Source organism: Burkholderia sp. Bp9015, from assembly GCF_003853505.1.
Classification (GTDB): Bacteria; Pseudomonadota; Gammaproteobacteria; order Burkholderiales; family Burkholderiaceae; genus Burkholderia.
This window is the reverse complement of record NZ_QTPZ01000046.1, coordinates 47,463-59,885: the sequence shown is the minus strand read 5'-3', so window position 1 is coordinate 59,885 and position 12,423 is coordinate 47,463. Positions and strand designations below refer to the sequence as shown.

Genomic DNA, 12,423 nt, shown 5'->3' with positions numbered 1-12,423 from the left:
TTTCTCGGCTTTCTCGGCTTTCTCGGCTTTCTCGGCTTTCTCGGCTTTCTCGGCTTTCTCGGCTTTCGGCGCGCCGGCCCGCGCGCCGCCGGGCGCGCGACGCGTCGGCGCCATCAGTCGGCGCGGCTGAGTTCCCGGCGCAGGATCTTGCCGACCGTCGACTTCGGCAGCCGCTCGACCAGGCGGATCAGCTTCGGCACCTTGTAGGCCGCGAGGTTCGCGCGGCAATGCGCGACGAGTTCCGCTTCGGTCACGGCCGCGTCCGGCGCGAGCACCACGAACAGCTTCACGGCCTCGCCGGTGCGCGCGTCCGGCACGCCGATGCACGCGCATTCGGCCACGCCCGGCAGCGCGGTGGCAACCGCTTCCACCTCGTTCGGGTACACGTTGAAGCCCGACACGATGATCATGTCCTTCTTGCGGTCGACGATCTTCAGGAAGCCGGCCGCGTCGAACACGCCGATGTCGCCGGTGCGGAAGTAGCCGTCCGCGGTGAACGCCGCCGCATTCGCGTCCGGCTTCTGCCAGTAGCCGCCCATCACCTGCGGCCCCTGCACGCAGATCTCGCCCGCTTCGCCGATCGCGACCTCGCGATCCTGGTCGTCGAGCAGCTTCACATCGGTCGACGGCAACGGCAGGCCGGTCGTGCCGGTGAACGCGTCGATCGACTGCGGGTTGAAGGTGACCACCGGCGACGTTTCCGACAGCCCGTACCCTTCGCGGATGAAGTTGCCCGTCACGGCCTTCCAGCGCGCGGAGATCACGTCGATCACCGCCGCGCCGCCGCCGGCCGACAGCTTCAGCCGCGACCAGTCGACCTCCTTCAGCCGCGGATGGCCGGCGAGCCCCGCGTACAGCGTGTTGACGCCGACGAACACCGTCGGCCGCGCGGCCTTCAGCACGTCGATGAAGCCGTCCATGTCGCGCGGATTCGCGACGAGCCAGTTCTCCGCGCCGATCGCGAAGTAGGACAGGAAGTTCACCGTCAGCGCGAAGATGTGATACAGCGGGATCGCCGTGACGACGACCTCCTCGCCCGGCTGCCGTGCGCCCGACACGATCGCCGCGAACTGCTCGATGTTCGCGACCAGGTTGCGGTGCGACAGCGCGGCGCCCTTCGACAGCCCGGTCGTGCCGCCCGTGTATTGCAGCAGCAGCAGATCGGCGCCGCCGAGCGCGACCGGCTCGAATGCGAGCGATGCGCCGGCGGCCAGTGCATCCGCGAGCGGGATCGAGCCCGGCGGCAACGCGTCGCACGCGCCGGCCGGCGCATCGACGACACCGAGATCGCCGCGGCCCACGCCCAGCACGGTCCGGATGCGCGTCTTGCCGACCACGTCGGCGAACGTGCCCATCGAGCCGCCGCACACCACGGCCACTTCGACGCCCGCGTCGTTGAGCTGGTGCTCGAGTTCGTGCGCGGTATAGAACGGGTTCACGTTGACCTGGATCGCGCCGAGCCGCGCGAGCGCGACGGTCGCCACCGGAAACGCGAGCACGTTCGGCAGCATCACGGCCACGCGGTCGCCCTTGCGCACGCCGACGACCTGCTGCAGGTACGCGGCGAGCGCGGCCGACAGGCGGTCGACGTCGGCGTAGGTCAGCGTGCGGCCGAGCGCGCGGAACGCGGGACGCTCGGCGAAGCGGCGCATCGCGTCGTCCAGCAGCGCGGTTATGGAAGGAAAGCGATCGGGGTCGATCTCGGTGGGGATCGAGCCGTACGAGCCGATCCAGTGTCTCTTCGTCATTGTCCTGCTCCTCGGGGGACGGCACCGGGCAGCGCCGTTCGCACGGCGGCCCGCGCACCGGATGCGCATGGGCCGTCGCCTGACCGGGAACTATCGCGCGCCAACAGCGCTTTGAAAATGATCGGGGCGGTCGAAAAGATGATCGAAACGGACACGTGGACGCGCGGCGAGCGACCGGCCGCGGCGTGCGCTCGCGCGACGGCTTGCCGTTGCCGGACCGTGCAAGCCCGTGCGCATCAGGGTCAACCCTATGGCGCGCCCGCGCGTTCCGGCGCAGAATCGCGAACCCGGAACGGTATCGAATCGGACGCAGAACCAGCCATGCCGCGCAGTGCGCTCTTGACCCCGACGGCCGCCGGCGCCGCCCCGCCGCCGGACGCGCCGCTCGCCCCCGCGTCGCGCGAGAAACGCTTCTCGCCGGCCAAGCTGGCCGTGCTCGTCGGCGTCGCGCAGGAACTCGGCCTCGACCCGGCCGCGGTGCTCGACGGCACCGGCCTGGCGCCGGACGCCGTCGCCGACCCGTTCACGCTCACGTCGCCGCTGCAGTTCCTGACCGCCGCGCGCAACGCGATCGGCCGCTATGACGGCACCGATCTCGGCGTGCAGGTCGGCCGCCGGCTGCATGCGTCGAGCTACGGGATGTACGGCTACGCGATGCTGTGCTCGGAATCGCTCGCGCATGTGTTCGATTCCGCCGTCAAATATCACCAGCTGGCCAACGGAATGCTCGCGATCCGCTGGGTCGAACAGGGCGACACCGCGTCGTGGCTGTTCCCGGATCCGCACGAAGCCGCGCTGCCCGGGCCGGACCTGCCGCTGTACCGCTTCCTGATCGACATGCAGTTCGCGCTGCACGTGACGATCATCAAGGACGTGATGGGCGCGTGGTGCGTGCCGGCCCGCGCGCAGTTCGCGCAGCCGGAGCCGGCGCACGCGGCGCAGCTCGCCGATGCGCTCGAATGCCCGATCGCGTTCGACCAGCCGCACCATGCGTTGAGCTACCCGGCCGCGTGGCTCGCGCGCGCGCCGCAGCTCGCGAACCCGATCACCGCCGCGCAGGTGTCGTCGCACTGCGCGCGCCTGCTCGACGAGTTGCGCAGCCAGGCCGGCGTCACGCGGCGCGTCTACCAGGAACTCACGCGCACGCCCGGGCAGTTTCCGGACATCGACGCGATCGCCGATACCCTGTGCATGACGTCGCGCACGCTGCGCCGCAAGCTCGACGCCGAAGGCTCGTCGTACAGCGAACTGCTGACCAGTGTGCGCAAGGCGCTCGCGATCGATTACCTGAGCACCACCACGCTCAGCACCGAGGACATCGCGCTGACGCTCGGCTTCAGCGACGCGGTGGGGTTCCGCCACGCGTTCAAGCGCTGGACCGGCACGACGCCGAGCGAGGTGCGGCGCAAGCGTGGCGGGTGACGGCGAGCACCGCCGGTGGCGTGGACCAGGATCGGTGAAGTCGTCACCGAGGCAGCGCAAACCGACCGTGTTCCTTTTTTCAGCCGAAAGAAGGCGCGCTTTCGCCAGCCGCCGTGCCGATCTTGCGCGTTGAACAGGGCGAATCATGAAACCGTTGCATAGCCGTTGCCTGGCACTTCTCGGTGGCGTCAAGTCTGTTGCCTGGCTGCTCGTCTGCGCATCCGCGCATGCGCAGACTTCCGGGCCGTTCGAACTGAAGTGGACCCATCCAGGCGAGAAGCTCGTCTACCAGTCGCGCGGCTGTGCCGATGAATGCTGGGAGGCTGCGGTGGTGAACAAGCGTACCGGCGTCTTGCTTGCACGCCTGCGCTGCGACGGCACCGACTTGCCGTTGACCCTGCGCGGCTACCGGCCCGCCGCGACGCCATCCCAAGTGGATCTCGGCGATTGCAGCCCCGATTCGTGGCCGCCAGACGGCGTGAACAAGTTTGAGGCCATACCGGCGGAATTCGAGCGATTGCTCAGGATGCCTTGACGCTGGCGACTCGCACGGCAGCGCTCGGCACCGAGCGCTTTCAGCGTGACATCCTGATGCTGAAATCGCGACATCGTCCGACCGAAACGCGTTGATCGCCCCATCGTCCGAAGCCACGGACGACCGACGAGCCGGGGGCAGCCCGCCGCGATTTCCGCGCATGCATTCGGGCGGAAATCGCACCAACGGCGCGGGTCGGCTTCAGTCGGTTTCAGTCGGCTTCAGCGCGCGTCACCCGCCGCCGGATTCGCCACCGCCAGCGCAAACTCGAACACCGCGCCGCGCCCGTCCCGATCGACGAGCCGGATGCCGCTGCCGTTGAGCGCCAGCATCCGGTGCACGATCAGCAGCCCGAGCCCGCCGCTCGTCGCCGCGCCGCCGCTGATCGGCCGCTGCGGCCGCCGGAACAGCCCTTCGCGCCGCGCCGGCGGAATCCCTTCGCCGGTATCCGACACGGTCACCACCACGCGATCGTCGAGCGGCGTCAGCGCGACCTCGACCTCGCCGTGCTGCGGCGTGTGCCGCAATGCGTTGTCGAGCAGGTTGGTCAGCACGCGCTCGATCATCCCGAGATCGGCCGACACGACCGGCACGCGCGGCGGGATCCGCGCATGCAGCGCGATGCCGCGCGACTGCGCGGCGAGTTCGAACTTCTGGAATACGTCCTGCACGAGATCGACGAGCGAGAACGGCTCGCGCTCGGCCTGCACGCCGCCCGACTCGAGCCGCGCGAGCTCGAACAGCGCCTGCGCGAGCCGGCCGACCTTCGAACTCTGCGCGAGCGCGATCGACAGGTAGCGGCGGCGCTCGGGTTCGGCGAGCGTGTCGGACTTCAGCGACAGCGTCTCCAGATAGCCGTGCAGCGACGTCAGCGGCGTGCGCAGGTCGTGCGAGATGTTCGTGATCAGTTCGCGCCGCTGCTGGTCCTGGCGCGTCAGCGCGCGCCACTGGTCGCCGATCCGGTCGGCCATCTGCGCGAACGCGGATTCGAGCACCGCGATGTCGTCGCCGCGTCGCCCCGGCGGCGAGCGCGGCACCGGCGGCTGCGCATCGGGCGCGGCGTTCGCGTCGAAGCGGCGCATCGCGTCGGTCAGCCGGCGCAGCGGGCGCGTGATGAAGCTGAACGCGATCAGGCCCGCGAGCAGGCCGAGCAACGCGACGACCGCCATCGACCACAGCGTCGTGCGCAGCACGTTGCCGGCGTCGACGCGCGCGGCCAGCCGGTCGTGCGCTTCGCCGAGCAGCACCACGTAGATATAGCCGGACGGCGGCTGCCCTGCGCGCTGCAGCGGCGCGGCGCTGAACACCTTGCGCGCGTCGGGGCTGCGCGGATCGTCGCCGAGGATCGGCAGCGGCTCGCCCGCGATGAAGCGCTGCACCGGCGCGAGATCGACGCGCTCGCGCTTCACGTGGCCGGGCGGCGCGTCGTCGCCCTTGATGCGCCCCGCGTTGTCGAGCAGGTACACCTCGACGCTCGGGTTCACGCCCATCAACTGGCCGAACAGCGTGCGCACGGCGTCCGGGCGCAGCCCATTCGCGTCCATCAGCGGCGTGCTGCCGGCGATGTGCGCGGCGAGATCGCGCGACAGGCCCTGCACGACTTCCTTCTCGCGCATGTCGTTCGCGCGGATCTGCAGCCACGCCGACGCACCCGAGCACGCGAGCAGCAGGATCGAGAACACGAGCGACAGCCGCTGGGTGAGGGTCAGCTTCATCACGTGTCCCGCTGGTCCGGCGCGGCGAGCTTGTAGCCGCGCCCCCACACGGTGAGGATCCGCACGGGCTCGGCCGGATCGGCCTCGATCTTCGCGCGCAGCCGGTTGATGTGGGTGTTCACCGTGTGTTCGTAGCCTTCGTGCCGATAGCCCCACACGGCATTGAGCAGGTCCATCCGCGAAAACACCTTGCCCGGATGCCGCGCGAAGAAATACAGCAGGTCGAACTCGCGCGGCGTGAGGTCGATGCGCGTGCCGTCGACGGCGGCCTCCCGCGCGATCGGGTCGATCGACAGCCCGGCGACGTCGAGCGTGCCGGCGTCGATCCGCGAATCGCGCGCGAGCGCGTCGACGCGCCGCAGCAGCGCCTTGACCCGCGCGACGAGTTCGAGCACCGAGAACGGCTTCGCCAGGTAATCGTCGGCGCCGAGTTCGAGGCCGAGGATCCGGTGCACCTCGCTCGAACGCGCGCTGGTGATGATGATCGGCGTGTAGCGCGTCATCGCGCGCGCGCGCCGGCAGATTTCCAGGCCGTCGACGCCGGGCAGCATCAGGTCGAGGATCAGCGCGTCCCAGTTGCCCTGTTCGAGCAGGCGCAGCCCTTCCGTGCCGTCCGCGCTGTGCACGACTTCGTAGCGCTCGTCGCGCAGGTGCAGGCTCAGCACGTCGGCGATGTCGGCGTCGTCTTCGACGATCAGGATGCGTTTGGGGTGGTCCATGGCGGTCGGCGGCGGCACGGCGGCGGCGGTCTTCGGTCTCGAACGGCGGTTCCGGCCGGCCAGGTCCGGCAAGCCGGCCCGCCCGGGGCGAATCGCGGCGCAATGCCGCGCTGCCGCCATTGTGCAAAATTTTGCGGCGGAAAGGGGTCACAAATCGTTTAAGTTTGGATCGTGCCCGTCCCGTGAGCCAATGCCCGCAAGGCTTGCCGCCCCGTCCTCCAACCCAGGATCTGCGGTGTCCCCCCCGAACACCCAATGGACGTTAAAAATCGGGCCAGATTTCTTGCTTCATGCTGAAGGCAAATCAGACAGCAGGAATGGCCCGCAGACGCATCGCCGCTCCCGCGCGTCAACCCTGCGTATGCCGCAATTCGCCGTCGATCTCCTGCGGCAGCCTCAGCAGGTTGAAGATCGGGCAGACCGCTTCGACCGCCTGATGCAACGCGCGGATGGCCTCGGACGGCTCGGGCGACACGATGTCGAGCGTATAGCGGATGTTGTGCGGGAATACCGGGACATGCTCGAACCCCGGCTGCTGTGCGAGCGGATGCTGGTCGCCGGTGACCTCGACCGCGATCGAATCGATCTTCAGGCCGCGCTCGGCCGCCTGGATCAACGTGATATGCGTGAGGCAACTGCCGAGCACGCCAAGCTGCAGCTCCGGCGACGCCGGCCCGAGGTTGTAGCCCGCGAAGTCGGACGGACTGTCGCTGATCACCTGGAAGTCGCGAATCCGGATCTCGCGCACGCCGCTGCGACCGAGCGCGCGCACGGTCGCCTTCAGCGGCGTCGCCTTGAAATCGGGATCGTTGCGGGCTGCCTGCTGCTTCGCGTGCCACGCATCGCGTTTTTGTGCGAGATAGTCGTTGAGTGTCGTCATGGTCGAGTCAGGGGTAGGCTGCACGCGGGCGACGGATCGATTCGCCGCGTGCCGAGGCCATCAGTCGGCCGCCGGAATCCATGCGGCGGTCGCCGCGTCGCTTGCGCGGAACGCAGGAAACTTCGCGCCGAGTTCGGCCACGGTGCGAATGTCGTTTTTCACGAGATCGTCGCGCGTGATCAGCGTCGGCTTGACCGCGATGCGCGCGCCCGGGTCCTGGCCGGCCACCAGCAGTGCCGCCGCGCGCACCGACACGGCGCCGACGACCGCGGGATTGGTCGCGGCCGTCGCGACCCACGCGCTGTTCGGCGCGCGGATCGCCTCGATGTCGGCCGTCGAGATGTCGGCACTGTAGATGCGGATCTTCGACGCCAGCTTCGCTTCGTCCGCGGCGAGCTTCGCGCCGCGCGCGAACTCGTCGTAAGGCGCAAAGACGACACGGATATCCGGATTCGCGCGATACGCGGCGGCCGCCTGATTCGCGACGGACTGCGCGATCGGATTGTCGACTGTGCCCCAGCGCGCCTTCTCCCGCACCTTCGGGTGCGCGCGCTTGAAGTCGCGCCACGCGGCATCGCGCCGGTCGAGCGGCGCAAAACCGGCGACGTAGACGTACCCGGCCGAGAACGCGTCGCCGTTGTCCTTGACGGCCTGCCCGAGCAGCAGGTTCGCGAGGTCGCGATCGTTCTGCTCGATCTGCGGCACCTTCGGGTTGCCGAGGTCGACGTCGAACGCGACGACCTTGATGCCTTTGTCCAGCGCACGCTGCACGACGTCCTTCAGCGATTCCGGCAGGCCGTGATTGACGATGATCGCGGACACGCCGACGCTGATCGCCTGCTGGATCTGCTCGCGCTGCTCGGCCGCATCCTGCCGGCCCTCGTAGATGCGCAGATCGACGCCGAGCGCACGCGCCTGCTTCTGCGCACCGGCCTCGTAGGCCTGGAAGAAGTCGCCGGTCGACAGATAGTTGACCAGCGCGATCTTCACGCCGCCCTTGTCGAACGGCGCGGGCGCGCCCTTGAGCGGACCGGCCTGCGCGGCGGGCACGCCCAGCGCGGTCGCGAACCACAGCATGCATGCACCGATCTTCAGATCGACGCGCGATTTCCGGCGAAGCAACGAGCGCATGGCGGGCCTGTCTCCAGATAGGACGATATCGGCCCAATCTATCAGCGCCGCACGCAAACTCAAACCGAGCGATTCGGAAATAGATATGACTTAGGACGACAAACCGTTCCGGCTCCGTGAGCCGGCCGATCAAAGCGAGCCGCTGCGGCGCATCGCGGCATGCGCATCACGCTCGCGCATCCGTGCGGCGCCCGATGCCGAACGTGAACGCCAGCGCGAGCACGAGCAGCGCGCCCTTGATGAAATCCTGCATGTAGTACGGCGCGTTCAGCATCGTCAGCCCGTTGAGCAGCACGCCGACGAATACCGCGCCGACGACCGTACCGAACACGTTGGGCCGCTTCGCGCCCCATACCGCATGACCGATCAGCGCGGCGGCCACCGCGTCGAGCAGCAGCGAGTGGCCCGCGCTCACGTCGCCGCGACCGACCCGCGCGGCGATCAATACGCCGCCCAGCGACGCGATCGCCCCCGATACGACGTACGCGGCGACCCGGTAGCGCGCGGCGGGCGCGCCGGCGAGCCGCGCGGCCGTTTCGTTGCCGCCGATCGCGTAGATCACGCGGCCCCATCGGGTGGCCTCCATCGCGACACAGGCCAGTGCCGTGACCGCTGCGAGCAGCAGCACCGGCAGCGGCACCACGTCGAACACGCGCAGCCGGCCGAGCGCGAGAAAGGCGTCGGGGAACACGCCGGTCGCGTCCGTGCCGTCGGGCAGCACCGAGCCGGTCGCGAGCGAACGGCCGCCGGTCGGAATCAATTGCAGGCCGGCCATCAGGAACAAGGTGCCGAGCGTCGCGAGCTGGTCGGGCACGCGCAGGCGCGTAATCAGCACGCCGTTGAACCACCCGGCGGCCACGCCGAGCGTCACGCAGGCGAACACCGCCGCCAGCGTGCCGCCGTGCCACACGACCAGCACATAGCTGGCGGCCATCTGCGCGGTCGCGGCCACGCTGCCGACCGACAGGTCGAAACCGCCGGCCGCGAGCGTGATCGTCACGCCGATGCCGAGCAACGCGACGATCGACACCGACTGCAGGATGCTGAACAGATTGTCGACGTTCAGGAACGCAGGCTCCCTGAGCGCAAACCCGATCACCAGCAGGATCAGCACGAGCAGGATGCCCGTGCGCTCGAGTGCGTCGCGGACGCGGGCCGCCGCGGCGCGCGATCGTTCGACGGGCGCGGCATCGTGCCCGGCGGAAGAAGTCACGGTTTTCATGAGCAGTCACGCAAGGTGGAGGACGTCGGAGGCGGGTCATCGAGCGTCGCGCGATCGAACCGCACGATACGATCCGCGATCTCGGCAGCTTCCTCGAGATCGCTGACGAACACGATCGTCGCGCGCGCCTGCGCATGACGCCGCAACATATCGACGATATCGGCCCGCGCGCCGGCATCGATGCCCTGAAACGGTTCGTCGAGCAGCAACAGCCGCGCCGGTTCGGCATGCCAGCGTGCGAGCACGACTTTCTGCTGGTTGCCGCCGGACAGGTGAGCCACGCGATCGTCCGGGCCGGTGCAGCGGATGCCGAACCGCGCGATCGCCGCCGCGGCGGCCGCGCGTTCGCGCGCCCTGCCCACCGGGCCGCGCGCGAACCAGCGCGCCAGAAACGGAAAGCCGATCGTGCCCGCGATCGATGCGAACGGCACGCTGTCGGGAAACAGCGACGTGCGCCAGCGGTCCTCGCCGGCCAGGAAGACGCCGGCGCGAATCGCATCCGCCGGCGAACGCGGCCGCCACGGCCGCCCGTCGAGCGTCATGTCGCCGGCCACCGCGCGCGCGGCGCCGAAGATCGTATTGGCGAGGCGCGACTTGCCGCCGCCCACCGGCCCCGCGATCGCGACGATCTCGCCGCGCCGCACGTCGAGGTCGAACGGCGTACTGGCCGGCGTCAGCCGGATGCGCCGCATGCTGAATGCCGCGTCCGGTTCGCGCGGCGCGGCGCGGGCCGGCACCGGCTCACGCGTGTTCGGCAACGGCCGCCCGATCATCGTCTGCACCGCCGCATCCAGATCGACGGGCGCGGGCAGATCCGCGACGATGCGGCCGTCGCGGACGATCGCCACGCGATCGGCCATGCGCCGCAAATCGCCGAGCCGATGCGACACCAGCAGGATTGCCACGCCATCGCGGCGCAGCGCGTCCAGCAGCGCGAAGAGCCGCTCGGCCTCCGGTGCGGACAGGCTGGCGGTCGGCTCGTCGAGTATCAGCAGCGACGGCTGAGCGCCGAGCGCGCGCGCCAGCGTCACGCGTTGCTGGTCCGCCAGCGACAGCGACGCGAGCGGCGCGGCCAGGTCGACGTCGAGCCCGACCCGCGCGGCGAGCGGTCGCGCCGCGACACGCCGCGCGGCCGGCGTCGCGCGCCACGGCGACGCCCGATCGCACAGCCGGTCGAGCAGCAGGTTGTCGGCGATCGACAGCGTCGGCACGACCGCGTCGGCGACCGACTGGTGCACGGTCGCGACACCGAGCCGCTTGGCCGCGTGCGGCGACGCCGGCCGGTACGGTCGGCCGCGCAGTGTCAGCGTGCCGCCGTCCGGCCGCAGCACGCCGCTCAGGATCTTGACGAAGGTCGACTTGCCCGCGCCGTTCGCGCCCATCAGCGCGACCACTTCGCCCGCGTCGATCGTCAGGTTCAACGCCGACAGCGCGACGGTCGCGTCGAAACGCTTCGCGATGCCGGCGACGCTCAGGACGGGCGACGACGCCGATCGACTTGTTCGGCCTTCGCGCACCGAACCGGCATTCTCGTTCGCCGTCGAATTCATGCCGGAAGCCCCTGTCGGGCACGGCGCGGTTGCAGCCGGAACAGCACGTCGTGGTTCACGTCACGCCCCTCCCCTGATAGTCGTTCCGTATCGACCGGCGCGTCACCGTCCGTCAGATGCGGATGGCGGATTGCCGGAACGACGCGCCGTGCGCGGTGTCCGGCAGGCGGTCGCGGCCGCTCAGCCGCGAGCGGAAGGTGCCGGCCGGCGCCGTCGTGCGGTACAGGCCGCGCTTTTTCAGTTCCGGCACGATCAGCTCGGCGAAATCGTCGAGCGTGCCCGGGCTGATCAGCGGATTGAGCATGTAGCCGCTCGTCGTCGACTGGCGCGCATGCTCGGCGAGCTGATCGGCGACCTCGTCGGGCGAGCCGACGAGGATCAGGTCGGTGCCGCGCGTGACGCTCGCGAACTTGCGCCGCACGTCGCCGGCGGTGAGCGGCTTGCCGCTGCCGTCGGGCCGCACCACGTAGGACGTGAGCCCTTCCGTGTGCGTCGTCAGCGGTTCGTCGTCCGCATAGCGGTCGATGTCGATGCCGGTGTCGCCCGCATAGCTGACGAGTTGCGCGTGCTGGTGATAGTGCTGCTGCAGCGTGTGGTATTTCTCCTTCGCATCGCTCGACGAGCGCGCGGTCACGATCCGCAGCACGGTCAGCGACTTCACGTCGTCCGCCGCGCGGCCGCGCTCCGTCGCAAGCCGGCGAATCTCGTCGAGGCCCGCACGAATCTCGTGCGGATTCGACTTCGCGACGAACACCACCTCCGCGTGCTTCGCCGCGAACTCGCGCCCGCGCCCGGACCAGCCGGCCTGGATCAGCACGGGCGAGCGCTGCGGCGACGGCGCGCAGACGTGCGGCCCCTGCACGCGGTAGTGCGTGCCTTCGTGCGCGATCGGCCGCACGCGGTCGCCGCGCGCATAGCGCGGCGCTTGCTTGTCGGCGACCACCGCATCGTCCGCCCAGCTCCCTTCCCACAGCTTGTACACGACGTCGAGGAACTCCTCCGCGCGCGCGTAGCGTTCGTCGTGGCCGATCATCCGGTCGAGCCCGAAGTTGCGCGCCGCGCTCGTCAGGTAGGACGTCACGATGTTCCAGCCGATCCGGCCGTTGCTCAGGTGATCGAGCGTGCTGAAGCGGCGCGCGAGCGCGAACGGGTGCTCGTACGTCGTGCTCGCCGTCACGCCGAACGCGAGTCGCTCGGTCTGCGCGACGAGCGCCGGAATCAGCATCATCGGGTCGTTCGCGGGCGCCTCGACCGCCCACTGGACCGCTGCGTCGGCCGATCCGCCATAGACGTCGTACAGGCCGAGCACGTCCGCGAAGAACAGCATGTCGAGATCGGCCTGCTCGGCCGTGCGCGCGAGGTTCGACCAGAACGGGAGCGTATTCGCGCGCAGCCGTTCGTCGGCGGGATGGGTCCACAGGCTCGGCGCGCCGCCGCAGCCGACGCTGGCTTGTTCATACAGGGAAAACAGCAAGGGGCGAGGATCGGACATCGTCAGGTT

General features: G+C 69.7%; 10 protein-coding genes. 2 read left to right on the top strand and 8 right to left on the bottom strand.

Translation table 11 applies throughout. The features are described from left to right. Nucleotides 1-113 precede the first annotated feature (113 nt). Nucleotides 114-1,748 carry an AMP-binding protein gene (locus DIE12_RS33590; protein ID WP_124522778.1) on the bottom strand — a complete coding sequence of 545 codons (1,635 nt, stop codon included), beginning with the start codon at nt 1,746-1,748 and terminating at the stop codon, nt 114-116. Nucleotides 1,749-2,069: 321 nt separating this feature from the next. Here DIE12_RS33590 and DIE12_RS33585 point away from each other — a divergent pair, with 321 nt between their 5' ends. Both DIE12_RS33585 and DIE12_RS33580 read left to right on the top strand, forming a co-directional pair. Further along, the gene (locus DIE12_RS33585) at nt 2,070-3,170 is read left to right on the top strand and encodes an AraC family transcriptional regulator (protein WP_124489190.1); all 1,101 of its coding nucleotides are present in this window, start codon (nt 2,070-2,072) and stop codon (nt 3,168-3,170) included. 145 nt (nt 3,171-3,315) lie between these two features. Beyond that, nucleotides 3,316-3,705, top strand: a complete 390-nt coding sequence (locus DIE12_RS33580) for a hypothetical protein (protein ID WP_124522777.1) — start codon at nt 3,316-3,318, stop codon at nt 3,703-3,705. 221 nt (nt 3,706-3,926) lie between these two features. Here DIE12_RS33580 and DIE12_RS33575 read toward each other — a convergent pair whose 3' ends face one another. The 7 genes from DIE12_RS33575 to DIE12_RS33545 form a co-directional block, all read right to left on the bottom strand. Continuing rightward, complete coding sequence (locus DIE12_RS33575; RefSeq protein ID WP_124522776.1) at nt 3,927-5,420, bottom strand: HAMP domain-containing sensor histidine kinase; 1,494 nt, start codon at nt 5,418-5,420, stop codon at nt 3,927-3,929. Next, nucleotides 5,420-6,139 carry a response regulator transcription factor gene (locus DIE12_RS33570; RefSeq protein WP_124489193.1) on the bottom strand — a complete coding sequence of 240 codons (720 nt, stop codon included), beginning with the start codon at nt 6,137-6,139 and terminating at the stop codon, nt 5,420-5,422. Before DIE12_RS33570 ends, DIE12_RS33575 begins: the two co-directional genes overlap by 1 nt. Nucleotides 6,140-6,488: 349 nt before the next feature. Continuing rightward, nucleotides 6,489-7,019 carry an OsmC family protein gene (locus DIE12_RS33565; RefSeq protein ID WP_124522773.1) on the bottom strand — a complete coding sequence of 177 codons (531 nt, stop codon included), beginning with the start codon at nt 7,017-7,019 and terminating at the stop codon, nt 6,489-6,491. A 60-nt stretch (nt 7,020-7,079) separates the two neighbouring features. Further along, nucleotides 7,080-8,150, bottom strand: a complete 1,071-nt coding sequence (locus DIE12_RS33560; RefSeq protein WP_044848611.1) for a substrate-binding domain-containing protein — start codon at nt 8,148-8,150, stop codon at nt 7,080-7,082. A 166-nt stretch (nt 8,151-8,316) separates the two neighbouring features. Next, nucleotides 8,317-9,372: an ABC transporter permease gene (locus DIE12_RS33555; RefSeq protein ID WP_124522772.1), complete on the bottom strand. Its 1,056-nt coding sequence runs from the start codon at nt 9,370-9,372 to the stop codon at nt 8,317-8,319. Next, on the bottom strand, nt 9,369-10,922 hold the full coding sequence (locus DIE12_RS33550; RefSeq protein ID WP_124522771.1) for a sugar ABC transporter ATP-binding protein: 1,554 nt from the start codon (nt 10,920-10,922) through the stop codon (nt 9,369-9,371). The genes DIE12_RS33555 and DIE12_RS33550 overlap by 4 nt, the downstream gene beginning before the upstream one ends. A 112-nt stretch (nt 10,923-11,034) precedes the next feature. Then, a complete protein-coding gene (locus DIE12_RS33545; RefSeq protein ID WP_124522770.1) occupies nt 11,035-12,414 on the bottom strand; it encodes an LLM class flavin-dependent oxidoreductase in 1,380 nt (459 codons plus the stop codon). Nucleotides 12,415-12,423: the final 9 nt, after the last annotated feature.